Origin of the sequence: Streptomyces siamensis (assembly GCF_039543605.1) — a bacterium.
Taxonomy (GTDB): Bacteria; Actinomycetota; Actinomycetes; order Streptomycetales; family Streptomycetaceae; genus Streptomyces; species Streptomyces siamensis.
This window is the reverse complement of sequence record NZ_BAABKB010000003.1, coordinates 43138-68110: the sequence shown is the minus strand read 5'-3', so window position 1 is coordinate 68110 and position 24973 is coordinate 43138. Positions and strand designations below refer to the sequence as shown.

Genomic DNA, 24973 nt, shown 5'->3' with positions numbered 1-24973 from the left:
CGGGGCGCGCCCCGGGCACCGGGACGCGGCGGGTCCTGGGGCCTGTCCGACAATTCGCGGCGTCGCCCCGAAGGGCGGGCAGGCGGGATGTCAGACAGATCCTAGGCGCCGAGCTGCCGGGCCAGGCGTTCGAAGCGGGCCCGCCACTCCGGGTCCCGCTCCGCCTCGGTCTCATGGGTGAAGCGGACCGTGGTGCCCTCGGGCACTCCGTGCTCCAGATGGAACCGGACCCGGCCGCGCCCCTCGACGGTGTACTCCGCGATGCGCTCGACGTCCCAGGCGGTGATCCGTCCGGCGCCGAGCCCGCTCAGGGTGACGGCCCCGCCGAGCCGCGGCTCGAACGGATCGGCGGCGGCCAGCCATCCGCGCAGTCCCGCGGGGGTGGCCAGCGCCGCCCAGACCTTTTCCACAGGCTGGGGAAGACGCAGCAGGAAGTGCAGGACCCGCGCGTTCCCCCGCATCTCGGTGGCGCCCTCTTCGATCGGTGGCCGCTCGATGGGTTGGGTCATGACTCCAGCGTGGCCCGTGGCGGCCGGATCCGCACGCGTGACCACCCCTGACCTGCGTTTTCTTCGCTCAGGGTGCCCGGTCGGCCGCTTCGGGGCGGCCGGCCGGGCGACGCCGGCTAGACGCCCGCGTAGGAGTGCTTGCCGCTCACGAAGATGTTCACGCCGTAGTAGTTGAACAGCCAGCAGGCGAAGGCGATCAGGGCGATGTACGCCGCCTTGCGGCCCTTCCAGCCGGCCGTCGCACGGGCGTGCAGGTAGCAGGCGTAGGCGACCCAGGTGATGAACGCCCACGTCTCCTTGGGGTCCCAGCCCCAGTAGCGGCCCCAGGCGTCGCCCGCCCAGATGGCGCCCGCGATGATCGTGAAGGTCCACAGCGGGAAGACGGCGGCGTTCACGCGGTAGGAGAACTTGTCGAGCGAGGCCGAGGCGGGCAGCCGCTCCAGCACGGAGGTCGCGAAGCGGCCGGGCTTCCCGCCGCCGGCCAGCTTGTTCTCGTACGAGTCCTTGAACAGGTAGAGCAGCGTGCCGACGGCGCCCACGTAGAAGACGGCGCCGCACAGGATCGCGGTCGAGACGTGGATGTACAGCCAGTACGAGTGCAGGGCCGGGACCAGCTGGTCGCTCGCCGTGTACAGGACGGTGACGGCGAGACCGAGGTCGAGCAGGACCGAGGTGACCAGGAAGAGGCCCATCCAGCGCACGTTCTTCTTCAGGGCCAGCAGCGCGAGGTACACGCCCACCGCGACCGTGGAGAAGGTGATGTTGAACTCGTACATGTTGCCCCACGGCGCACGCTGCACCGACAGGGCTCGGGAGAGCACACCGGCGGCCTCGACGGCCCAGGCGAGCACGGTGAGGGACACCGCGATCCGGCCGTAGAGGTCGCCCTGCTCGTCGCCGCCGTGCGCGCCGGGCCCGTCGGGCACGTCGCGGGCGCCGGCCGCGGAGCGGGTGACGACCTTCGGCCGCTCCAGCACGGCGGTGCCGCCGGCCGTCTGCACGGTGACCGCGGGGGCGGTCGCGGCGCCCGCGCCCTGCTCGCCCTTGGCGGTGAGCGCCTGCGCGGTGCGGGCGACCTTGCTGCGGCTGCCGAAGAGCCACTCGGCGATGTGCGCGAAGAAGGCCAGGGTGTAGACGGCCATCGAGGAGTAGATCAGCACGTTGCTGATGTGAGCGAGATGTTCGTTGGTGGCGGTGGCGAGAGTCACTGCTTCTCAGCCCCTTCGGCGGCAGATACGGCGTGCGGGTCGGGGGTGTCCTGATCGGACCCGGGCGTGTCCGGGCCGGGTTCGGGGGCGCTGGGCGCCTGTTCGTGCACGAGCGCGGCGAGGTCGCCGAGCTCCTCGGGGAGCTTCGCGGACTCGCTGCGGCCGAGGCCGGCCATCTCGACGACGGTGACGCCGTCGGTACCGGTGGTGGCCCGCACCCAGACGCGGCGGCGCTGGATGAACAGGGATCCGGCGAGGCCGAAGATCGCGACGAAGGCTCCCACCAGCGCCCAGTCGCTGCCGGGCTGCTGGGTGACCTGGAAGCCCGCCCACTCCTTGATCCCCTTGTCGAAGGTGATCGAGCCGGCGCCGCCGGGCAGCTTCATGGTCTCGCCGGGCAGCAGCCTCGCCTTGAGGATGCCGCCCTTCGCGTCCTTGAACTGCTTCATCTTGGAGGTCTCGAGCTGGTACACGTTCTGCGGCAGGCCCGAGTCGACCCCGAGGCTGCCGTGGTAGGCGTTCAGCGCGAGCACGGGGAAGTCCAGCGCGGGGAACTGGGAGAACATGGTGCCCTTGCCGGCACCGGCGAACGTCGGCACGAAGACGGCGGAGAAGCCGAGCTGCTCGCTGCGGCCCTGCGCGTTCCGGTAGCCGTCCATCACCTTGATCGCGCCGACCGAGGTGACGTTCCCGTCCTGCGGCAGCAGCGGCACGGGCTGGTGGAAGACGACCTCGCCCTTGCCGTCCCGGACGGTGACGACGGGCGCGTAGCCGTGGCTGACCAGGTAGACCTTCGAGTCGCCGATCTCCAGCGGCTCGTTGACCTTGACGGTCTTCTTCTTCGGCTTGCCGTACGCGCCCTCGCTGTAGGTGACCTCCGCCTGGTACGTGCGCGGGGTGCCCTTGTTGGGCCCGGTCCGCTCGTAGGTGCCGGTGAAGCTCTTCAGGTCGAAGCTGAACGGCGTCAGGTCGTCGCTGCTGAAGAGATTGCCCGACTTGAAGTCGTCGTACTGGAGCAGCGTGTTGGAGAAGCCGTCGCCCTCGACGATCAGCTTGTTGCCCTCGGACTTGAAGAGCTGGCCCCAGGCGAAGGCGACGAGCATCACGACGAGCGCGATGTGGAAGAGCAGGTTGCCGGTCTCGCGCAGATAGCCCTTCTCGGCCGCCACGGCGTCGCCGTCGAGGTGGGCGCGGAACCGCCGCTGCTTGAGCACCTTGAGCGCGGCCTCGCGGACCTCCTCGGGCGCGGCCTCGGTGCGCCACGTGGCATACGCGGGAAGCCGCGTCAGCCGCTTCGGGGCGCCCGGCGGACGACCCCGCAGCTGCCCGACGAACTGCCAGGTGCGCGGCACGATGCAGCCGATGAGCGAGACGAACAGCAGGATGTAGATCGCCGAGAACCACACCGAGCTGTACACGTGGAACAGCCCGAGCTTGTCGTAGACCGGCCCCAGCAGGCTGTGCCGGTCCTTGAAGGCGGCCACCTTCGGCGCGTCGGTCCCGGACTGCGGGATCAGCGAGCCGGGGATCGCGCCGAGCGACAGCAGGAAGAGCAGGATCAGCGCGACCCGCATCGAGGTCAGCTGCCGCCAGAACCAGCGGGCCCAGCCGATGACCTCGCGTCCGGTCCAGGTGATCCAGCCGATGGCGCCGGGCGCCCGCGAACCACCGAAGGAGCCGGGCATCGCCGTCTCCACGGGCGCGGTGGACAGCTGCGAGCCGGCCGCGCCGAGCTCGCCCGCCACGTCCGCTTCCGTCGTCTTGCCGGTGTCAGTGGTGCTCATGGGTCAGATCCCTACCGTGAAGCCGTCGGACCAGGTTTGCATCTGCTGCACGATGCTGTCCCACGCACCGGTGAGCAGGAGCAGGCCGGTCACGATCATCATTCCGCCGCCGATCCGCATCACCCAGGTGTAGTGCCGCTTGACCCAGCCGAAGGCTCCGAGCGCCCTGCGGAAGGCGACCGCGGCCAGGACGAAGGGGATGCCGAGCCCGAGGCAGTACGCGACGGTCAGTATGGCGCCCCGTCCGGCGCTCGCCTGGTTCGCGGCGAGGATCTGCACGGAGGAGAGGGTCGGGCCGAGGCAGGGGGTCCAGCCGATCCCGAAGAGCGCGCCGAGCAGCGGCGCTCCCGCGAGACCGGCCACCGGCCGCTTGTGGAAGCGGAATTCGCGCTGCGTCAGGAAGGGCATGCCGCCCACGAAGAACACGCCCATGAGGACCATGAGCGCGCCGAGCACCTTGGACAGGACCGCCTGGTACTCGTGCAGGGTCGAGCCGAAGTAGCCGAAGAGCGCGCCGCCGGAAACGAACACGACGGTGAAGCCCAGCACGAACAGGCTCGCGCCGACCGCCATGCGCCCGCGTCTGGCCTCCGCCAGGTCGGTGCCGCTGACCCCGGTGACGTAGGAGAGGTAGCCGGGGACCAGCGGCAGCACGCACGGGGAGAAGAAGGAGACGAGCCCCCCGACCACGGCGATCGGGAAGGCGAGCAGCAGCGCGCCGCTGTAGACCGTCTCGTTCCTGCCGGTGGACTCGGCCAGGGACATGGCGAGGAGGGACACGTCAGGTCACTTCTCCGCGAGCACGGGGTCGAGCATCTTGCGCAGGTTGTCCTCGCTGAGCGCCTGGAGCGTCCGGGCGGCGACCTTGCCCTCGCGGTCGATGATGAGGGTGGAGGGGATCAGCTGCGGGTTGAGCGTGCCCTTCTTGAAGCGGAGCATCAGCTTGCCGGTGGGGTCGAACAGGCTCGGGTAGCTGACGCCGTGTTCCTTCTCGAAGGCGAGGGCCGGGCCGGTGCCGGCGTCGCGGGTGTTGATGCCCACGAACTCCACGCCCTGATCCTTGGTGTCCTGGTAGACCCGCTCGAAGTTGGCGGCCTCGGCCCGGCACGGCCCGCACCAGGAGCCCCAGACGTTGAGGACGACGACCTTGCCCTTGAAGTCGCGGACGTCGAGCTGCTTGCCGTCGACGGTCTTGCCCGACAGGTCCGGGATCGCGGTCCGGTGGCCCTTGGCCGCGGTGTCGACGCCGTTCTTGCCGGCGACGAAGTTGGTGTTGCCCGCTCCTCCCGACGTACCTCCGGAGGTGCAAGCGGACAGGACGAGCGCGGCGACGGCGGCCCCGGCGGCGAGCAGGGCGACGCGGCTGCGGGTGCGGTTCGGGCGCCGGTCGGCGCGGCAGGCGGCACTCATGTGAAAAGTTTCGCATGCCCGTTTCGGGGATCTTCCGCACCCCCCTTGCGGGCGGAAACCCGCATATCAGGCGGCCTTTCGGGCTCCTCGTCGACGCCCGTGCGGGTGCCCGCACCCGCACGGGTGCGATTGCCCCGGCTTGCGCCGTTTCAGGTGTCGCTGTCCGTGTCGGCCCCGGAGCCCCGGCCCGAATCCTTGCCGACGTCCCGCAGGAACGTCTTCCAGCCGCCCGCCGGCCGCTCCCCCACCTCCAACGACCGGAGCCTGGCGAGGACCTCGGGCCGCTGCACGTCCAGCCAGTCCGCGAAGTCCCGGAAGGAGACCATGCGGACGTCCTCGCCGTTCTCCCGCTGCCGGGCGACGTACGTGAAGGCCTGCTCGACGGCGTCCATGTAGATGCCGCCGTTCCACTCCTCGAAGTGGTTGCCGATGAAGAACGGGGCGCGGTTGGTCTCGTAGGCCCGCTGGAACCCGGAGATGTAGGACTGGGCGGCCTGGGTGCGCCAGGCCGGGTAGTTGTACGACGGCGCCCGGGTCGTGTTGACCGACTGGTTGGCGAGGATGTTGTAGTCCATCGAGAGGACCTCGAAGGTGTGCCCCGGGAAGGGCATCTCCTGGAGGGGCAGGTCCCACAGGCCCTGGTTCTTCCGCGGCCAGCGCTGGCGGCCGCCGGGCGAGGAGGCGTCGTAGCGCCAGCCGAGCCTGCGCGCGGTGGGCAGCAGGTTCTCCTGGCCGAGCAGGCACGGGGTGCGTCCGCCGACGAGCTCCTTGTCGTAGTCGAAGGGCAGTGGAGGCAGATCGGTCCAGCCCGTGTTGGTCCGCCACTCCTTCACGAAGGACTTGGCCTGTTCGATCTCGCTGCGCCACTGGGAGGGGGTCCAGTCGGCGACCGAACCGGAGCCGGCGCAGAAGTGGCCGTTGAAGTGGGTGCCGATCTCGTGGCCGGCGAGCCAGGCGCGGCGGACGAGCTTCAGCGTCTGCCTGATGTGGTCGTCGGTGAGGTAGCCGATGTCCGAGGCGCCCCTGAGGTTGTTGGGCGGGTCGTACATGCGCTTCTTCGACTCGGGCAGCAGGTACAGCCCGGAGAGGAAGAACGTCATCCGGGCGTCGTACTTCTCGGCGAGTCCGAGGAAGCGGTCGAAGAGGCCGGTGCCGACCTCGCCCGCGCCGTCCCAGGAGAAGACCACGAACTGCGGCGGGGTCTCGCCGGGCTCCAGGGGCTCGGGCCGGTCCGGCCGGCCCGGCTGCTCGCCGGTGAAGGCGGTGGAGCCGTCGCCGATCGGCTTGGCGGCCTGCCTCGGGGCGCCGGGGTGTCCGTCACCCCGGGAACCGCCGCCCCCGCCCGGAGCGTCCTGAGAGGCGGTACCGCACGCGGCAAGTCCCAGACCCGCCGCGGCACCTGCCCCGAGGCCGATCATTCCCCTCCGGCTGATGTCCCGCATGCGGTCCCCATTTCATCGCGCCCTCTCAGCTGGCTCTCAGCTGGCACTCCATGAGAGGGCACGACGAAGACGGGGGTTCAGTCCCACACGCACGTATTTATGTGATTTTACGAAGATACGCTCATATGGCAGGACGCCTTGGGGAAACGACGGGCCGTCAGGCGCCGAACGCCTTGCCCGCGCCCTTCACCGGCTTCGCGCCCGCGAGGAGATGCGCCGGCACGAGGTCCCTGGCGGGCTCGGTGTAGCCGACGGAAACGATCTTGTCGCCCCGGTAGGTGAACGTCGTCAGGGACGCCAGCGTGCACTGCCGCTTGCGCGGGTCGTGCCACAGCCGCCGCCGCTCGACATAGCTGCGCACGATCCAGATCGGCAGCTGGTGGCTGACCAGCACCGCCTCGTGCCCGCGTGCCGCGTCCTTGGCCGCGTCCAGCGCGCCCATCATCCGCACGACCTGGTCGACGTACGGCTCGCCCCAGGACGGCTTGAACGGATTGACCAGGTGCTTCCAGTTCTCCGGGCGCCGCAGCGCACCGTCCCCGACACCGAAGGTCTTGCCCTGGAAGACGTTGTCGGCCTCGATGAGCCGCCCGTCGGTCGCGAGGTCGAGCCCGTGCGCCTTCGCGATCGGGGTCGCCGTCTCCTGCGCCCGCTCCAGGGGTGAGGCGACGACGTGGGTGACATCGCGGGACGCCAGGTGGTCGGCGACCCGGTCGGCCATCTTCCGCCCCAGTTCGGACAGGTGGTAGCCGGGCAGCCGCCCGTACAGCACCCCGTCCGGGTTGGCGACCTCGCCGTGCCGCATCAGGTGGACGACGGTGATGTCCGTGGTGTTGCCGTTGTCACTCATGCACTGGCCTCCGCCGCTGCCCGCGCCGCCGCCGGAAGGGCGTCGGCGATCCGCTGAACCGCCTGCTCGTCGTGCGCCGTCGACACGAACCACGACTCGAAGGAGGACGGCGGCAGGTACACGCCCTGCGCCAGCATCGAGTGGAAGAAGGCGGTGTACCGGAAGGACTCCTGCGCCTTCGCGTCCTCGTAGTCACGCACCTCCCGCCCGGTGAAGAAGACGGAGAACATGTTGGAGGCGCTCTGCAGCCGGTGCGCGACGCCCTCCTTGGCCAGTGCCTCGGACACCAGCGTCCGGATCTGCTCGGAGACCGCGTCGACCTTCTCGTAGGCGGCGTCGTCGAGCAGTCGCAGCTGCGCGAGACCGGCGGCGGTGGCGACCGGGTTCCCGGACAGCGTGCCCGCCTGGTAGACCGGCCCGGCCGGCGCGAGGTGCGCCATCACGTCGGCACGGCCGCCGAAGGCCGCGGCGGGGAAGCCGCCGCCCATCACCTTGCCGAAGGTCATCAGGTCGGGACGCACGCCGTCGACCCCGTACCAGCCGGCCCTGCTCGTGCGGAAGCCGGTCATGACCTCGTCGGAGATGAACAGGGCGCCGTTCTTCGCGCAGGCGTCCTTGAGGCCCTGGTTGAAGCCGGGCCGGGGCGGCACGACGCCCATGTTCCCGGGCGAGGCCTCGGTGATCACACAGGCGATCTCGCCGGGGTGCGCGTGGAAGGCGGCGTTCACCGCTTCGAGGTCGTTGTACGGGAGGACGATCGTGTCGCCGGCCTGGGCGCCGGTGACGCCCGGGGTGTCGGGCAGCGCGAAGGTGGCGACGCCCGAGCCCGCCGCGGCGAGCAGCGAGTCGACGTGCCCGTGGTAGCAGCCGGCGAACTTGATCACCTTGGAGCGCCGGGTGAACCCGCGGGCGAGCCGGATCGCCGACATGGTCGCCTCGGTGCCGCTGGAGACGAGGCGGACCTGCTCGACGGGCTCGACCCGCGCGACGATCTCCTCGGCGAGCGCGACCTCCCCCTCACCGGGAGTGCCGAAGGACGTGCCGCGGGAGACGGCTTCCTGGACCGCCGCGATGACCTCGGGCCGAGAGTGTCCGAGAATCATCGGCCCCCAGGAACAGACGAGGTCGACGTACTCACGACCGTCGGCGTCCGTGAGGTACGGACCCGCACCGGACACCATGAACCGGGGCGTACCGCCCACGGCGCGGAAGGCCCGCACGGGAGAGTTCACGCCACCGGGCGTGACGGCCGCCGCACGGTCGAATAGGGCCTGCGAGGCCGGTGCTTCGTAGGGATAGGGCAGTTCGGTCATGACCTGCGACGTCTCCGACTCCGGGGGGCTAGTGACCTCCTCAGGGTAGGCCAGGCTCCGAGGGCGGCCGTGAGGGGAAGAGCACGCGGGCGTGAACGCGGGAACCCGGCACGACGTACGGCTTCTCGTAGGCGTCCCCCGACGGCTCCCCCTCCCGGGAAGCCGTACGGGACCGCGTACGTTGCAGGTACGCAAGGTCCCGGAATCGCGGGGATCCGGCGGGCCGGTGCCCGGCAGGAGGACCGGGCGGTGCCCCCGGCCATCTGCAAAACTGGGGCCCGGCAGGGACAGCTCACAGGAACGGTGGTGTTCAGGGGCCGCGAAGATCCCGCGGAACAGGTGTTTCAGCGCACGTTTCGGCGTGCGGCCGTGGGGGAGGTCACTGTCACGATGATCGGGTTGCGTGGCGGGGGTCGCGCGCCTTAGAAAAGCAGTCGGGTGGAGATATGCATCGCGGTGGCGGACTGGGCGAGGGGACCGACGACCTCGGGCCTAGGCGTGCCCGGCGGGGAAGGCACCGGCGCGAAGCGGAGGAAGCGGCCGAGGCACGCAGGACCCAGGGATCGCAGGGATCCCAGCTATCTCCGGGAGCGCAAGGTGAGCCCGAGCGGAGCGACCGCGGGGTCGATCGGCTGAGGGCCGGGAGCGGGAATGGTGGCCGGGTGGGGGTGACGTACAAATACTTCGGCGCGCCGGACGGCGCCACGGCGGCACGTGTCCCGATCTCGATGCGCCCCGAAGAACTCGGCGGCGACGAACTCGGCATGAACGGCATGTTCACCAAGATCAAGCCGGAGACGATGGCCGCGATGGTCCTCACCGGCATCGAGGGCGTCCCCCTGCACAAGGTGCCGCCCCTGGAACTCGTCGTCCTGCACCCCGACTACGCCGTCGTGAAACTCCCCATGACCGTCGTGGACCCGCTGCGCGGCATCGGCGAGGAAGCGGTCGGCGCGGCCGCCTTCATCTGGTCGACCGTCCCGGACCGGGGCGGCCCCCGGGACGCGTTCAACGTGTACCAGCTGCTGCACGAGTGGCAGGACTTCTCCCACCGCCTGCACGAGGCAGGTCACCAGCCGTACTGCCTGGTGTGGCCCTGAGCCTGTCGCAGTGGGCTCGTGGGACGTCGCCGGACACCGGCCTCCCGGGCCCCGTCGTGTGCGCGCTGCGTGCGCCGGCCGTCCGCGGACATGCCGATGCGGCGCAGGCCTGCCTATCGTCGAAGAGGGAGACCGCGGCGGACCACCCTCGGCCGGTCACGTCCTGACGAGCGAGTGCGTGCGGCCCGTCCCCGGCCCCACACCGCTACGAAGGGCTGGATCATGTCTGCTTCCACCGCTTCCGCCTCCACCGGCACCCTGCGTGCCGCGCAGGTCTCCGAGCCCGGCGGCACCCCGGAGCTCGCCCAGGTCGCCGCACGGGAGCCGGGTCCCGGGTCCGTGCGGATCACCGTCGAGGCCTGCGGGGTGTGCCACTCCGACCTGCTGATCGCCTCGGGCGCGCTGCCCGGGACCACGTTCCCGGTCACGCCGGGTCACGAGATCGCCGGCCGGATCGACACCCTCGGCGAGAACGTCACCGGCTGGCAGGTCGGGGACCGGGTCGCCGTCGGCTGGTACGGCGGGAGCTGCGGGCACTGCGACGCCTGCCGCAGCGGCGACGCGGTCATGTGCCCCGAACTGGCCGTCCCGGGCGTCGCCTACCCCGGCGGGTACGCCGACTCGGTCGTGGTGCCCGCCGTCGCCCTCGCGGCGATCCCGGACGAACTGACCGCGGTCGAAGCGGCACCGCTGGCCTGCGCGGGCGTGACGGTCTTCAACGCCCTGCGCCACACCACCGCCGGCCCCGGTGACACCGTCGCCGTACTGGGCCTGGGCGGCCTCGGCCACCTCGGTGTGCAGTTCGCGCAGAAGATGGGCTTCGACACCGTCGCCATCGCGCGCGGCCAGGAGAAGAGAGACCTGGCGCACAAGCTCGGCGCCGCCCACTACATCGACAGCACCGCCGAGGACGTCGCCGAGGCGCTCCAGGCGCTCGGCGGGGCCAAGGTGGTCCTGGCCACCGTCACGAACGCGGACGCGATGTCCGCCACCATCGACGGGCTCGGGCGCCACGGCGAACTCGCCATCGTCGGCATCTCCCCCGAACCGCTCCAGGTCAACGGGCTGCAACTGCTGCACGGGGCGCGGAAGGTCTACGCCCACGCCTCCGGCGCCGCCGTCGACACCCAGGACACCCTGCGCTTCGCCGCCCAGAGCGGTGTGCGCGCCTGGACCGAGGAGGTTCCACTGGAGGAGACGGCCGCCGCGGTCGAGAAGATGACGAGCGGTCAGGCCAGGTTCCGCATGGTGCTCACCACCGGCCACTGAGGCACCCGAGCGCGCGGTCGGGCACCTCCCGCTGCCCACGACTCCCTGACGGTCCGCCACACGCCATGCAGTACGTTGGCGGGCCGGGTCGGTGAAGCGCCGGGGGAAGGGCCTGACACGTGCGGGGACGAAGGCTGGACGACCGCTACGAACTGATCGAGCTCATCGGCTCGGGCGGCATGGGCGAGGTCTGGCGGGCCAGGGACGAGCAGTTGGACCGCGAGGTGGCGGTCAAGATCCTCCGTGCGGCGGGGGACGACGAGGCCGAGCGGACGGAACGACTCGGCCGGTTCCGGCGCGAGGCCCGGGTCGCCGCCGCCCTCGACAGCCCGCACATCGTCACCGTGCACGACCACGGGACGGACGGCGAGAGCCCCTACCTGGTGATGGCGCTCGTCGAGGGCCGCACGCTGGAGCAGATCCTGCGCGACAGCGGGCGGGTGCCGGTCGAGGACGCGCTGCGCTGGACCGCCGACGTGTGCCGGGGCCTGAGCGCCGCGCACCGTGCGGGTGTCGTCCACCGCGACATCAAGCCCGCCAACATCATGGTCACCGGCGAGGGCACGGCGTCCACCGCCAGGATCGTCGACTTCGGCATCGCGCGGTTCACCGAATTCCGCGCCACCGACGCGCGGTTGACGCACACCGGCCGACTTCCCTTCGGCAGCGTCCAGTACATGGCGCCCGAACGCTTCCGGCAGCTCCGGGGCGACGGCCGCACGGATCTGTACGCGGTGGGCTGCGTCCTGTTCGAACTCCTCGTCGGCAGGCCTCCGTTCGTCGGGGACGCGGCGGGCATCATGTACAACCACCTGCACGACGAGCCGCTGCGACCGAGCCGGGCCCGCGCCGAACTCGGGCCCGCCGTGGACCGGTTGGTGCTCGACCTGATGGCGAAGGACCCGGACGACCGGCCCGCGGACGCGGACGAAGCGCTCGCCCGGATCGAGGCGGTGGCGCAGCCGTCCGCCCCTGCCGCCGCGGAGCCGCCCCCGGCACCGGCACCGGCCCCTGCCGCGAATCCGGACCCGGAACCGGGTCCGGTCCCGGAATCGGCTCCGGCTCCGGCGGCTCGAAGGGCCGACGGCGCGAGCGAACCGGCCCCCGAGGACGCCGGGCCGCCGTCGCCCGCCGCACGGCCGTCGGCCCGGCACGTCGTCAAGGACTTCGACGAGCGGCGCGGAACACCGTCCCCGTGGACCCCGGCGGCCCCACGCCGCATCACCCGCCGCACCGTCCGGCTCGCGGTCGCCGCCGCGCTCCTCGCCGTCGGCGTCCCGGCCGCCATCGCCCTGAACGCGTCGTCCTCGGACCGCCCCGAGCCGCAGGGCCAGGGCCACCCGTCGGCCCCCGGAGGAACCTCCGCCGCCCCGACGACGTACACGCTCGGCGTCGGCTACGCCTGGGGCGACGACGAGGACGGCCGGGTGCCCGAGATCCGCGCCCGTGTCGTGCGAGCCGCCCTGAAGGAGGCCGAGCGCAGGGCGAAACGGAAGATCCCCGTGCGCGTCGTCGCGGTGGAGGACTACGGGCAGACGCCCGCGGAGAGCCTCCTGGAGCAGCACCCGGGGATGATCGCCATGGTCGGCGACATCGGGGACTTCGCGAGCGCCGAGGTGGACTGGTCGCCGCGCATGGCGATGGTCGACACCTGCGAGTCCGGGGGCGACCCGGACCACGAGTACGCCCTCCCGGCGGCCGAGTACGAGGCGGGGCGCCAGGCGGGCCGCTATCTGACCGGGGCGTACGGCGCGGGCCGGGTCGTGGAGACGTCGAAGAGCTACTGGGACACGGACACCGACAAGGACACCTTCGGGCACGGGCTGCGCGCCGCCGGGCTCACCGCGCTGCCGCTGCCCTCGCAGAAGGGGACCGAGGACATGAGCCGGAGCCGGATCGAGCGCGATCTCGGCACGGCCCGGCCGGACGCCCTGGTCGTCTCCGACCTGCGAGCCGGCGGCGGTGAGGAGAACCTCGTGCCCGCCGCCCGCGGGCGCGGCACGCCCGTCGCCGTCCACGACGTCTACGGATCCGCCTGCGACGTCTCCTCCGACCTGGAGATGTTCGCCCGGCAGGACCGGCAGCTGGCGGACGGAAGCCTGCGCTTTCGCACCTTCAACGACGAGCGGCAGAAGCCCGACTGCACGGACTTCCCGAAGCTGTGCACCGACTCGGCCGAGTTGCGCGCCCTGCTGAAGCACCGCGGCACGGCGGAGCTGTACGACGCGACGCTCGCCGTCGCCGCGGGCATCGACCGGGTGGCCGGGGAGGACGGGGAGGACGGCGACAGGCCCGCCGCGGACCTCGCCCGCACCCGGCTCCGGAGTGTCCTCGAAGACGTCGAGATCGACGGGCTCCTCGGGCACTACGCCTTCAAGGGCCACCAGGCGACGGCCCGTCCGGTGTGGGTCGACCGTCTGGTCGACGGCCGGTGGAAGCAGCTGGGGACCGTCCGGCGGCTCACCGGCTGACACCCCGCGGCAGGGCCGCCGGTGTCCTGCCACGACGACGCGCGTGGTCGTCAGAGTCCCGTCAAGGAAGGCCGCGCCCGGCCTCCCGTGGCTCTACCGTCGCTCCCATGGAACGCGGCAACGACGCGGTCGACGCATCCCCGCCACCGCCCACGGCGAACGGAACGGCACCCGAGACGGCCTTCGACCGGCACTGGTCCCGGGACCTGCTCACCTCGGTGCGCTGCTCGGCGCTGCTGCTCGGCCTGCTGCTCCTGGTCGACGGGGGCGCCGGCACCCTGACCGGTCCGCGCGCCGCCCTGTGGGTGGGCCTGGCGGCGCTGCTCTTCCTGGTGCTCTTCCCCACCCGGGTGTCGGCGGGCCAGGGCTGGCTGGTGTCGCGGCGGCTGCTGGGCGCGCGACGGGTGCGCACCGACGAGCTGGTGTCGGTGCGCTGTCTGGACGGGGTCGGTCAGCGCCTCGTGCTGCGGGACACCTTCGGCGTCCGGGTGGAGATCGACCCGCAGGTCCTGATCTCCAACCCCCCGCTGTGGCACCGGCTGGACGAGGATGCCCGGCTCTCCGCCCGCCGCGGCTCGCTGACGTGCGGGGCGACCGCGCTGCGCCGCATGGCGGAGAGGATCGACCGCGAGACGGCGCGGACGGTGTTCGAGGTGTCCGGGCTCGACTGAGGTCCGCCCGCCGGCCACCGGCCCGGCCGGTTGCTCCGAATGCACGACGGCGGCGGGATCCTAACGGGTCGCTTGCCGCCCGACGGCGCCGTCAGGCTCCCCGCGGGCCCCCGCCCCCCGGCTTACGCTCCGGCCGTGCTCAACGTGACGGCGATCCTGAAGCGGCTGGTGATCGGCCGGGCCATGCGCAGCGAGGAGCTGCACGAGACGCTGCTGCCCAAACGGCTCGCCCTGCCGATCTTCGCCTCGGACCCGCTGTCGTCGGTGGCGTACGCGACCCAGGAGATCCTGCTCGTCCTCACGCTCGGCGGGCTGACGTACCTGCACTTCACACCGTGGATCGCGGCCGCGGTCGTGGCGTTGATGACGGTCGTGGTGCTGTCGTACCGCCAGGTGGTGCACGCCTATCCGAGCGGCGGCGGCTCGTACGAGGTGGTCTCGACGAACCTCGGCCCGTCCGCCGGTCTGGTCGTCGCGGCCTCGCTCCTCGTCGACTACGTGATGACGGTGGCCGTGTCCGTCGCCTCCGGGGTCGACAACATCATCTCGGCCGTCCCCGGGCTCGTCGGCCAGCGCGTCCCGCTCGCGATCCTCTTCGTCGCGCTGCTCACCGCGATGAACCTGCGGGGCGTGCGCGAGTCGGGGCGGGCGTTCGCCACGCCGACGTACCTGTTCATCGGCGGCGTCCTGATCATGGTGATCACCGGACTGGTCCGCTACCTCTTCGGGAACGCGCCGGTCGCCGAGAGCGCGCGGTACGGCATCAGTCCCGCGCCCGGCGACGCTCATCTCGCCGGTCTGGCCCTGCTGATGCTGGTGCTGCGCGCGTTCTCCTCCGGGTGCACGGCGCTGACCGGTGTGGAGGCGATCTCCAACGGCGTACCGGCCTTCCGCAAGCCGAAGCCGAAGAACGCGGCCACCACGATGGCGGCGATGGGTGTCACCGCCATCGCGATGTTCGCCGGCGTCACCACCCTGGCGATGGTCTCCAAGGTGCACATCACCGACGACGCCTGCCGGCTGACGGGGCTGGACGGCGACTGCTCGTCGTACACCCAGCGCACGGTGATCGCGCAGATCGCGGCGGCGGTCTTCGGCGGCGAGCACAGCGTCGGCTTCTACGTCATCCAGGCGACGACGGCACTGGTCCTGATCCTGGCGGCGAACACCGCCTTCAACGGCTTCCCGCTGCTGGCGTCGATCCTCGCCCAGCACCGCTACCTGCCCCGCCAGCTGCACAACCGGGGCGACCGGCTGGCCTTCTCCAACGGCATCCTGGCCCTGGCACTCGTCGCGGGCCTGCTGCTGTGGGGCTACCGGGCGAACGTCACGAGCCTCATCCACCTCTACATCCTGGGCGTGTTCACCTCCTTCACGCTCTCCCAGCTCGGCATGGTCCGGCACTGGAACGGCGAGCTGCGCTCGGAGCGCGACCCCGCCACGCGGCGGCGCCACCACTCGGCACGGGTGGTCAACGCCGTGGGCGCGGTGGTCACCGGGCTGGTCCTCGTCATCGTCCTGGCGACGAAGTTCACCGAGGGCGCGTGGCTGGCGGTGCTCGCGGCGACGGTGCTGTGGGTGATGATGCGCGGGATCCGGCGGCACTACGACGCCGTCGGCGCGGAGCTGGCGGTCGAGGACCCCCGGAGCGAACTCGCGCCGCCGTCCCGGGTGCTGGGCATCGTGCTGGTCTCCCGGCTGCACAAACCGACCCTGCGGGCCCTGTCGTACGCGCGCGCCTTCCGCCCCGACCAGCTGGAGGCACTCACCGTCTCCGTCGACCGCGAGGAGGCGACGGCGCTGCGCGAACGCTGGGAGGAGTACGGCATCGACGTACCGCTGAAGATCATCGATTCCCCCTACCGCGAGGTGACCCGGCCCGTCGTCGAGTACGTCCGCTCCATCCGCCGGGAGAGCCCCCGCGACCTCGTCGCCGTCTTCGTCCCCGAGTACGTCGTCGGCCACTGGTGGGAGAACCTGCTGCACAACCAGTCCGCGCTGTGGCTCAAGAGCCGGCTGCTCTTCACCCCGGGCGTGATGATCACCAGCGTTCCCTGGCAGCTCAGCTCCTCGGAACGGGCGAACCACCCGACGCCCCGGGCGCCCGGCGCGGTCCGCCGCGGTGTGCCCCGAGGGACGCGGCGGGCCGGCTCGCGCGACGGACGACGCGGGTGACCGGCGCATCCTGACGCGAGTGACCGGCACGTCCTGACGCGGTTGACCAGTAGATCTTGACGCGGCCTTGACGCGTCTTAACGCGGTCTTGATGCGTTCGGCCCTCACATCCACGGGCCCCTGGATCACTCTCTGCTTACGCTGGTCTCGCCGTCTCCGCGATGGCCGGAACCGATCGCAGAGCCGCCTGTCAGGAGTGCGCACCGATGGCCACCACCACACCCGCCCGGGGGAACCGCTTGCGGGCCTGGATGCTGGAAGGCCTGTCCGACATGGCCAAGACCCCCCAGGGGGCGCACGCCACACCGGAGCAGGCCCACAAGGGCCAGCGGTGGTGGCGGGTGATGTGCCTGACCGGCGTCGACTACTTCTCCACCCTCGGCTACCAGCCGGGCATCGCCGCGCTGGCGGCCGGACTGCTGTCGCCCGTGGCGACCATCGTGCTGGTGATCGTCACCCTCGCGGGCGCACTGCCCGTCTACCGGCGGGTGGCCGAGGAGAGCCCGCGCGGCGAGGGCTCGATCGCCATGCTGGAACGGCTGCTGTCGTTCTGGAAGGGCAAGCTGTTCGTCCTCACCCTGCTCGGCTTCGCCGCCACCGACTTCCTGATCACCATCACCCTCTCCGCGGCGGACGCCTCCACCCACCTGGTGGAGAACCCGCATCTGACCAGCGTCCTGCACGACAAGCAGATGGTGATCACCCTGATACTCGTCGCCCTGCTGGGCGCGGTGTTCCTCAAGGGATTCCTGGAGGCGATCGGCGTCGCCGTCGTCCTCGTCGGGATCTATCTGTCCCTCAACCTCGTGGTCGTGATCAGCGGCCTGTGGCACGTCATCACCGCGGGCCATGTGATCACCGACTGGTCCAGCGCCCTCACCACGGAGCACGGCAACGTCTTCGCCATGGTCGGTGTGGCCCTCCTGGTCTTCCCGAAACTCGCGCTCGGTCTCTCCGGCTTCGAGACCGGCGTCGCGGTGATGCCCCACGTCGAGGGCGACCCGACGGACACCGAGGAGAAGCCGACCGGCCGTATCCGCGGCACGAAGAAGCTGCTGACCACCGCCGCCGTGATCATGAGCGTCTTCCTGATCTGCACGAGCTTCATCACGACGCTCCTGATCCCGGAGGACGAGTTCAAGTCGGGCGGCCAGGCCAACGGACGCGCGCTGGCCTACCTGGCGCACGAGTACCTGGGCAACGCCTTCGGCACGGTCTACGACGCCTCCACCATCGCGATCCTGTGGTTCGCCGGCGCCTCCGCCATGGCCGGGCTGCTCAACCTGATGCCCCGCTACCTGCCCCGCTACGGCATGGCCCCGCACTGGGCGCGTGCCGTACGCCCCATGGTGATCGTCTTCACCCTGGTCGCGTTCCTGGTCACCTGGATCTTCGACGCGGACGTCGACGCGCAGGGCGGCGCCTACGCCACCGGTGTGCTGGTGCTCATCAGCTCCGCCGCCATCGCCGTGACCATCGCCGCGCGCAAGGCCCGCCAGCGGGGCTGGACCATCGGCTTCGCGGTGATCTCCGCGGTGTTCCTGTACACGACCGTCGTGAACGTCATCGAGCGGCCGGACGGCGTGAAGATCGGTGCCTGCTTCATCGCGGGGATCATCCTGGTCTCGCTGCTGTCCCGGCTGGCCCGCGCCTTCGAGCTGCGCGTCACCAGCGTGACGCTCGACGACATGGCGGAACGATTCATCAGAGACATGTCCAGCCGCCGCATCCGGTTCATCGCCAACGAGCCCGGACAGCGGGACAAGGCCGAGTACCGGGAGAAGATCGAGCAGATCCGGCAGGACAACGACCTCCCCGTGCAGGAGGACTTCGTGTTCGTCGAGGTCACCGTGCTGGACCCCTCGGAGTTCGAGACGGGTCTCACCGTGCGCGGCGAGGTGCTGCACGACCGCTACCGCGTGCTGACCCTGGAGTCGGCGTCCATCCCCAACGCACTGGCCGCGCTGCTGCTGCACGTCCGCGACGCCACCCGGTGCACCCCGCACATCTACTTCGAGTGGACCGAGGGCGACCCGTTCACCAACTTCCTCCGCTTCTTCCTCTTCGGGCAGGGCGAGGTCGCCCCCGTCACCCGGGAGGTCCTCCGCGAGGCGGAGCCGGACCGCTCCCGTCGCCCCCGGGTCCACGTGGGCTGACCGGCGGGCTCCTCGGGGCACCGCGGCCGGTCATCGGCTACCGGCCGTCGTCCCCCGCCCGCTGCAGCCCCACCGTGAACCCGATCACCGTGCCCCCGCCCTCCCGCCGGAAGGCGAACGCCGCACCCCCGTGCGCCGTGGCCACCTCACGGACGATGGACAGACCGAGCCCGGACCCGGGCAGACTCCGCGCGTCGGCGGCCCGGTAGAACCGGTCGAAGACGCGGCCGAGGTCCTCGTCCGCCATCCCCGGCCCCCGGTCGAGCACCTCGACCCGCACGGGCCCGGGATGGCCCGCGCCCGGACCGGACGGGTCCACGCCGGCCTCCGCGCCCGGCCGCCGCCGGCCCGACACCACCACCTCGATCGGTGCCGCCCCGCCCCGGTCGAACTTCGCCGCGTTCTCGACGAGGTTGGAGACCGCCCGTTGCAGCCCGGTGGGCCGCCCGTCCACGGTCGTGTCGCCGCGCGCGGTGACCGTGATGTCCCGCCCGGACCGGCGCCGCGCGACGATCGCGACGTCCTCGGCGAGCTCCGCGAGGTCGAGCCGCCGGACGGGCTCGGTGTCGGACCGCCCGGCCGCCAGCGCGACGAGTTCGTTGACGAGGTCGGTCAGCTCGCGGGACTCCAGGGCGAGGTCGGCGACGAGTTCCTCCCGGACGCCGGGCGGCAGTTCGTCGATGCGCCGGAGCATGGAGATGTTGGTGCGCAGCGAGGTCAGCGGCGTCCGCAGTTCGTGGCCCGCGTCCTGGACCAGCCGCCGCTGGTCCTCCTCGGACTGGGCGAGCCGCACCAGCATCCGGTCGAAGGAGCGGCCGAGCCGGCCGACCTCGTCGTATCCCGTGACGGGCACCTGGATGCCGAGACGGCCGGTGCGGGCGACGTCCTCGGCGGCCCCGGCGAGCCGGACCAGACGGCGGGTGATGCGCCGGGCCAGCCACCAGCCGAACAGTCCCGCGGCGATCACGACGGCCGCGACGAGCAGCACGGTCCGCTGCTGGAGTTCGCGCAGCAGGTCCTCGGTGTCGCTGAACTGCTGGGCCACCTGCACCGCGCCCCGCCCGCCGCCGAGGGCGACCGTGGCGACCCGGTAGCGGTCCCCACCGACGTCGACCTCCTTGTGCTCGTCCAGCCCGCCCGCCGTCGCGTGGTCGGCGACGGCCCGGTCCGCTGCGCGCACGGGCAGGGGCGGGCTGCCCCGGTCGACGATCGCGCCGCCGGGGCCGAGGACCTGCACATCGGTGCGGCTGGGCCGGATGATGTCGTCGAGCGGCCCGTCGTGATCGGAGTCGGAGGCGGCGAAGTCGGCCGGGTGCAGGGCCCGCTCACGCACCTGGTCGCGCAGGTCCTGGACGACCTCCGCGAACACGGTCTGCTGGTCGACGCGCACGAGCCGGGCGGCGGCGTCGTAGCTGAGGAAGCCGACGAGGACGGTGACGGCGGCGGCGACGGCCGCGAAGGACAGGGTGAAGGTGGCCCGCAGGGAGGACACCCGCCGGAATCTGGTCCGGGGGAACCTCGTCCACCCCGCCCCGCCCGCGGTGGGCCGGCGCGGCACTCAGTCCTCCCTCAGCACGTACCCCACACCCCGCACCGTGTGGATGAGCGCCGGCGCCCCCGGCTGGTCGAGCTTGCGCCGCAGGTAGCCGACGTACACGGCGAGGTTCTTGGAGCCGGGTCCGAAGTCGTAGCCCCAGATGCGGTCGTAGATGGTGGCGTGGTCGAGGACGATGCCGGTGTTGCGGACGAGGAGTTCGAGGAGTTCGAACTCGGTGCGGGTCAGCTCCATCTCCCGCTGCCCGCGCCAGGCCCGCCGTGCCTGGACGTCCATCCGGATGCCCGCGGCGGCGACCTGCCCCGGGGTGTCCTTCGCGGCGGCGGCGGCCGGCTCGGGCGCCGGGGCCGGTGTCGCGCCGACGGCGCGGTCGCCGGTGCGGCGCAGCAGGGCGCGCAGCCGGGCGAAGACCTCCTCGACGTCGAACGGCTTGACCACGTAGTCGTCGGCACCGGCGTCGAGGCCGGCGATGCGGTCGACGGTCTCGACGAGCGCGGTGAGCATGAGGATCGGCGTGCGGTCGCCCTCGGCCCGCAGCACACGGCAGACCTGGAGGCCGTCGATGCCGGGCATCATCACGTCCAGCACGAGCACGTCCGGCGGGGTGCGGTGGGCCTGCGCGAGCGCCTCGACGCCGTCGGCGACGGCCGTCACCTCGTACCCCTCCAGCGTCAGCGCCCTCTCCAGGGCGTGGCGGATGGCGCGGTCGTCCTCGGCGAGCAGCACAGTCTGGGGCACCCCACCAGTCTGCCAAGCCCGTGGCGGCACACCACCTGATGATCATGGGAGCGGGGGGCTTCTTACCCGGATCACACCTCCGGGGCGAAGCCCGCCACGGGCCTCGCGGCGCTACGGCCGCAGCGCCGCGAGCTGCTGCTCGAAGGGGACGACCGTGAACGCGTCGGCCGAGTCCACCGAGGTGACGGCGCCCTTGAGGGAGCGCGGCGCGATGGCCGCGGCCGTGTCGGTGTCCGGGACCGCCGGGGCCGTCTCCGCTCGGGCCCCGGGAACCGTCCCGGCCGCCGACGCCCCCATGAACCGGGCCAGCTCCGCGCCGGCCCGTTCGATGCGCCCTTCCAGTCCCTCGTCGCCCCAGTCCTCCGAGGCCGCGTAGACGGCGGTCGGCAGGACCACGGCGCGCAGGTACGAGAAGAGCGGGCGCAGGGCGTGCTCGGTGACCAGGGAGTGGCGCGGGGTGCCGCCGGTCGCGCCGACGAGCACCGGCTTCCCGGTCAGCGAGTCCTTGTCGATGACGTCGAAGAAGGACTTGAACAGCCCGCTGTAGGACGCCGAGAAGACGGGCGTCACGGCGATCAGGCCGTCCGCCGCGGCCACCGCGTCCAGCGCGGCGGCCAGGCGCCGCGCCGGGAAGCCGGTGACCATGTGGTGGGCGATGTCGGTGGCCAGGTCGCGCAGTTCGACCACCTGGACGTCGACGTCGGCGTGCCGGGCGGTCGCCGCGGCGAGCCGGTCGGCGAGCAGCCGGGTGGACGACGGGGAGCTCAGCCCCGCCGAGACCACGACGAGCTTCATGCGACGGTCACCTCCTTGGCGGCGGCCACGCGGGCCGCGTGGGTGGGGGCCTCGGGCACATCGGCCGGACGCCCCTTGGCGAACTCCTCGCGCAGGACGGGCACGACCTCCTCGCCCAGCATGTCGAGCTGTTCGAGGACGGTCTTCAACGGCAGTCCCGCGTGGTCGATCAGGAAGAGCTGGCGCTGGTAGTCGCCGGCGTACTCCCGGAAGGACAGGGTCTTCTCGATCACCTGCTGCGGCGAGCCCACGGTCAGCGGGGTCTGCTCGGTGAAGTCCTCCAGGGACGGCCCGTGCCCGTAGACCGGCGCGTTGTCGAAGTACGGCCGGAACTCGCGCACGGCGTCCTGGGAGTTCTTCCGCATGAACACCTGGCCGCCGAGCCCGACGATGGCCTGCTCCGGGGTGCCGTGCCCGTAGTGGGCGTACCGCTGGCGGTACAGGTTCACCATCTGCTTGGTGTGGGAGGCGGGCCAGAAGATGTTGTTGTGGAAGAAGCCGTCGCCGTAGTAGGCGGCCTGCTCGGCGATCTCGGGGGACCGGATCGAGCCGTGCCACACGAAGGGGGCGACTCCGTCGAGCGGGCGCGGGGTGGAGGTGAAGGACTGGAGGGGCGTGCGGAACTTGCCCTCCCAGGTCACCACGTCCTCGTCCCACAGGCGGCGCAGCAGGGCGTAGTTCTCGACGGCGAGGTTGATGCCCTCGCGGATGTCCTTGCCGAACCAGGGGTAGACGGGACCGGTGTTGCCGCGGCCCATCATCAGGTCGACGCGGCCGTCCGCGATGTGCTGGAGCATCGCGAAGTCCTCGGCGATCTTCACCGGGTCGTTCGTGGTGATGAGGGTCGTGGAGGTGGACAGGACGAGGTTCTCGGTGCGGGCGGCTATGTAGCCGAGCATCGTCGTGGGCGAGGACGGGACGAAGGGCGGGTTGTGGTGCTCGCCGGTGGCGAAGACGTCGAGCCCGACCTCCTCGGCCTTCTGCGCGATGGCGAGCATGGCCTTGATGCGCTCGCCCTCGCTCGGCGTCCGGCCGTTCGTCGGGTCGGTCGTGACGTCGCCGACGGTGAAGATCCCGAACTGCATGGCTGCTCACCTTCCAAGTTGTTGACGGTTCAACTATACCCACAGAACCGCGCCCCGCCCCCACCTATTCCCCAGCCTCCGGACCATCCGGTCCCCACCCCCCGCCGCGTCGGCCGACGTACGATCCGGCCATGGCAGAACCCCGTCGCGACACCCGCGGGATCGTCGACCCGTCCGCACTGCTGACCCGCGTACGGTTCCGCCGCCACCCACCCGCCGAAGCCCTGCGCCGGCACGTGGAGACGTACTGGTTCATCGACTGGGACCTGCCGGAGCCGTACGCCTCGCACGTCGTCCCGCACCCGTCGGTGAACGTCACGTTCCAGTGGGACGAGGACGAGGGCCCGCCCTACGGCGAGGTGACCGGCGTCGCGCTCGGCCTGTTCACCCGGAAGCTGACCGGGCGGGGCCGGGTGTGCGGGGCGAAGTTCTGGCCCGGGGCCTTCCGGCCGTTCGCCCCGTGGGCGCCGGTGTCGCGATGGACGGGCCACGCGCTGCCGGTCCAGGACGTGTTCACGCGGGCCGCCTTCACCGCGGCCCCGAGGGACACCGCCCGCGCGGTCGTGACCCCCGCCGCCGACGTCGCCCGGGTGGCCGCGCTCGACGCCGTCCTGCTCTCCCTCGCCCCGGAGCCCGACCCGCAGGCCGACGTCGCCAGGGAACTGGTCGGCCGCATCCGCACCGACCGCGAGATGCGCCGCGTCGGCGACCTCGCCCGTTCGGCGGGCCTCTCGGTCCGCGCGCTCCAGCGGCTCTTCTCCGCGTACGTCGGCGTCAGCCCCAAGTGGATCATCCTGCGCTACCGCATCCACGAGGCCCTGGAGCTCGCCGGGACCCGCCAGGACGTCGACTGGGCCGCGCTCGCCGCCGACCTCGGCTATGCCGACCAGGCCCACCTGGTACGGGACTTCACGGCGACGGTGGGCGTGCCGCCGACGGTGTACGCGACCGCGCAGCAGACCTCCTGACGCACCCGTCATCAATGCGCTTGACCGCACCGCACCCCGTGCCGCACATTTATCTGTGTGACGCAGATACTGCACAACGCAAAAGAAACGCCCCGTCCGCCCGCACGGACCCGCTGGGCGATCCTGGCCGTCGTCCTCGCCGCCGACGTCCTCGACCTCCTCGACGCCACCATCACGAACATCGCGGCCCCGACGATCGCCGAGGACCTGCACGGCGGCACGAGCCTCGTCCAGTGGCTCGGCGCCTCCTACGCCCTCGCCCTCGGCGTGCTCCTCGTCCTCGGCGGACGCCTCGGCGACAAGTACGGCCGCCGCCGCCTCTTCCTCACCGGCCTCGCCGGTTTCACCGCCGCCTCGGTCGCCTGCGGCCTGGCGCCCGACCCCCGGACCCTCGTCGCCGCCCGCCTCGTCCAGGGCGCCTTCGGCGCGCTCGTCGTCCCGCAGGGCTTCGGCATCCTCGGCGCCGCCTGGCCCCGCGACCAGATCGGCAAGGCGTACAGCCTCTTCGGACCGGTGATGGGCCTCTCGGCCGTCGGCGGCCCGGTCCTCGCCGGCCTCCTCATCGACACGGACATCGCCGGCCTCGGCTGGCGCGCCATGTTCCTCATCAACCTGCTCCTCGGCGGAGCCGCGCTCGCCGCCGCCGTCCGGCTGCTCCCGCGCGACAGCGGCGACCGCGCCGTCACCGTCGACGGCCCCGGCTCCGCACTCCTCGCCGCCACCATGCTCGGCCTGCTGTCCGGCCTGATCGACGGCTCCGCACACGGCTGGACCCTCAGGAGCACCGCCCTGGTGACCGCGGGACTCCTCCTCTTCGCGGCCTTCTGCCACCGCCAGCGCACCGTCGCGACGCCCCTGATCCAGCCCTCTCTCCTGCACAACCGGGGCTTCACCTCCGGACTCCTGACCGGCGTCGTGTTCTTCGCCGCGGTCTCCGGACTCCTCTACGTCGTCTCCCTCTTCCTCCAGCAGGGACTCGGCCGGTCCCCCGCGGGCGCCGCGCTCGGCCTGACCCCTCTGTCCGCCGGCATCGTCGTCGCCTCGATCGCCTGCTACCGCCTGATCGGCGCACTGGGCCGCCGGCTGACCCTCGCCGGTTTCCTGATCACGTCCGCCGGGACCGGCTGGCTGCTCGCCCTCGTCGCCGGCTCCGGCACCGGCACCGGCGCCTGGGCCCTCGTCCCGCCCCTGCTGGTCGTCGGCCTCGGGATGGGCACCTGCTTCGGCTCCCTGTACGACGTCACCATCGGGGACATCGCCCCCGCCGAGGCCGGCAGCGCGGGAGGCTCGCTCGGCGCGGTCCAGCAGCTCGCCAACGCGATCGGCGCCGCCGCGGTCACCACCCTGTACTTCGGGACGGACGGCGGCGAGGCCCACGCCACCGCCGTGAGCCTCGCCGCCGTCACCGCCGTCGCCCTGCTGTGCTGCCCCCTCGTGCGACTCCTCCCCCGCAAGGCGCAGGAGGAGCACTAGT

Annotated in this window: 20 protein-coding genes; 8 read left to right on the top strand and 12 right to left on the bottom strand. The window is 71.8% G+C overall.

Going from position 1 to position 24973, the window contains the following annotated elements; translation table 11 throughout:
• Positions 1–101: 101 nt before the first annotated feature.
• The 8 genes from ABEB03_RS09265 to hemL form a co-directional block, all read right to left on the bottom strand.
• Positions 102–509 (bottom strand): SRPBCC domain-containing protein, encoded by a 408-nt coding sequence (locus ABEB03_RS09265; RefSeq protein ID WP_345644390.1) that lies wholly within the window; start codon positions 507–509, stop codon positions 102–104.
• Positions 510–625: 116 nt separating this feature from the next.
• On the bottom strand, positions 626–1717 hold the full coding sequence (gene ccsB, locus ABEB03_RS09260; RefSeq protein ID WP_345644387.1) for a c-type cytochrome biogenesis protein CcsB: 1092 nt from the start codon (positions 1715–1717) through the stop codon (positions 626–628).
• Positions 1714–3501 carry a cytochrome c biogenesis protein ResB gene (gene resB, locus ABEB03_RS09255; RefSeq protein ID WP_345644384.1) on the bottom strand — a complete coding sequence of 596 codons (1788 nt, stop codon included), beginning with the start codon at positions 3499–3501 and terminating at the stop codon, positions 1714–1716. The genes ccsB and resB overlap by 4 nt, the downstream gene beginning before the upstream one ends.
• Before the next feature lie 3 nt (positions 3502–3504).
• Positions 3505–4266 (bottom strand): cytochrome c biogenesis CcdA family protein, encoded by a 762-nt coding sequence (locus ABEB03_RS09250; protein ID WP_345644778.1) that lies wholly within the window; start codon positions 4264–4266, stop codon positions 3505–3507.
• Positions 4267–4287: 21 nt separating this feature from the next.
• Positions 4288–4911 (bottom strand): TlpA family protein disulfide reductase, encoded by a 624-nt coding sequence (locus ABEB03_RS09245; protein WP_345644380.1) that lies wholly within the window; start codon positions 4909–4911, stop codon positions 4288–4290.
• Positions 4912–5060: 149 nt separating this feature from the next.
• Positions 5061–6353, bottom strand: a complete 1293-nt coding sequence (locus ABEB03_RS09240; protein WP_345644377.1) for a polysaccharide deacetylase family protein — start codon at positions 6351–6353, stop codon at positions 5061–5063.
• Between the two features lie 157 nt (positions 6354–6510).
• Positions 6511–7203 carry a histidine phosphatase family protein gene (locus ABEB03_RS09235; protein ID WP_095935858.1) on the bottom strand — a complete coding sequence of 231 codons (693 nt, stop codon included), beginning with the start codon at positions 7201–7203 and terminating at the stop codon, positions 6511–6513.
• Positions 7200–8516, bottom strand: coding sequence for a glutamate-1-semialdehyde 2,1-aminomutase (gene hemL / locus ABEB03_RS09230; protein WP_345644372.1), 1317 nt, complete (start codon positions 8514–8516; stop codon positions 7200–7202). The genes ABEB03_RS09235 and hemL overlap by 4 nt, the downstream gene beginning before the upstream one ends.
• Positions 8517–8962: 446 nt before the next feature.
• On the opposite strand from hemL, the gene ABEB03_RS09225 reads away from it, so the two are divergent.
• The 6 genes from ABEB03_RS09225 (at position 8963) to ABEB03_RS09200 (ending at position 18358) form a co-directional block, all read left to right on the top strand.
• On the top strand, positions 8963–9616 hold the full coding sequence (locus ABEB03_RS09225) for a hypothetical protein (protein ID WP_179332520.1): 654 nt from the start codon (positions 8963–8965) through the stop codon (positions 9614–9616).
• Positions 9617–9838: 222 nt separating this feature from the next.
• Positions 9839–10885: an alcohol dehydrogenase catalytic domain-containing protein gene (locus ABEB03_RS09220; RefSeq protein ID WP_345644368.1), complete on the top strand. Its 1047-nt coding sequence runs from the start codon at positions 9839–9841 to the stop codon at positions 10883–10885.
• Between the two features lie 119 nt (positions 10886–11004).
• A complete protein-coding gene (locus tag ABEB03_RS09215) occupies positions 11005–13356 on the top strand; it encodes a protein kinase domain-containing protein (RefSeq protein ID WP_345644365.1) in 2352 nt (783 codons plus the stop codon).
• Positions 13357–13463: 107 nt separating this feature from the next.
• Complete coding sequence (locus ABEB03_RS09210) at positions 13464–14027, top strand: hypothetical protein (RefSeq protein ID WP_345644362.1); 564 nt, start codon at positions 13464–13466, stop codon at positions 14025–14027.
• Between the two features lie 183 nt (positions 14028–14210).
• Positions 14211–16202, top strand: a complete 1992-nt coding sequence (locus ABEB03_RS09205) for an APC family permease (RefSeq protein ID WP_425589214.1) — start codon at positions 14211–14213, stop codon at positions 16200–16202.
• Between the two features lie 206 nt (positions 16203–16408).
• Positions 16409–18358, top strand: a complete 1950-nt coding sequence (locus tag ABEB03_RS09200) for an APC family permease (protein ID WP_345644356.1) — start codon at positions 16409–16411, stop codon at positions 18356–18358.
• Positions 18359–18395: 37 nt separating this feature from the next.
• On the opposite strand, the gene ABEB03_RS09195 is transcribed toward ABEB03_RS09200, so the two are convergent.
• The 4 genes from ABEB03_RS09195 to ABEB03_RS09180 form a co-directional block, all read right to left on the bottom strand.
• Complete coding sequence (locus ABEB03_RS09195; protein WP_345644353.1) at positions 18396–19850, bottom strand: HAMP domain-containing sensor histidine kinase; 1455 nt, start codon at positions 19848–19850, stop codon at positions 18396–18398.
• 66 nt (positions 19851–19916) lie between these two features.
• Positions 19917–20651 carry a response regulator transcription factor gene (locus ABEB03_RS09190; RefSeq protein ID WP_345644350.1) on the bottom strand — a complete coding sequence of 245 codons (735 nt, stop codon included), beginning with the start codon at positions 20649–20651 and terminating at the stop codon, positions 19917–19919.
• A 111-nt stretch (positions 20652–20762) separates the two neighbouring features.
• On the bottom strand, positions 20763–21446 hold the full coding sequence (locus ABEB03_RS09185; RefSeq protein ID WP_095935851.1) for a CE1759 family FMN reductase: 684 nt from the start codon (positions 21444–21446) through the stop codon (positions 20763–20765).
• On the bottom strand, positions 21443–22531 hold the full coding sequence (locus tag ABEB03_RS09180; protein ID WP_345644346.1) for an LLM class flavin-dependent oxidoreductase: 1089 nt from the start codon (positions 22529–22531) through the stop codon (positions 21443–21445). The genes ABEB03_RS09185 and ABEB03_RS09180 overlap by 4 nt, the downstream gene beginning before the upstream one ends.
• Positions 22532–22662: 131 nt before the next feature.
• Between ABEB03_RS09180 and ABEB03_RS09175 the strand changes: the two genes are divergently transcribed.
• Together ABEB03_RS09175 and ABEB03_RS09170 are read left to right on the top strand one after the other, a co-directional pair.
• Positions 22663–23499: a helix-turn-helix domain-containing protein gene (locus ABEB03_RS09175; protein ID WP_345644344.1), complete on the top strand. Its 837-nt coding sequence runs from the start codon at positions 22663–22665 to the stop codon at positions 23497–23499.
• Positions 23500–23556: 57 nt separating this feature from the next.
• Complete coding sequence (locus tag ABEB03_RS09170; protein ID WP_345644342.1) at positions 23557–24972, top strand: MFS transporter; 1416 nt, start codon at positions 23557–23559, stop codon at positions 24970–24972.
• Position 24973 lies beyond the last annotated feature (1 nt).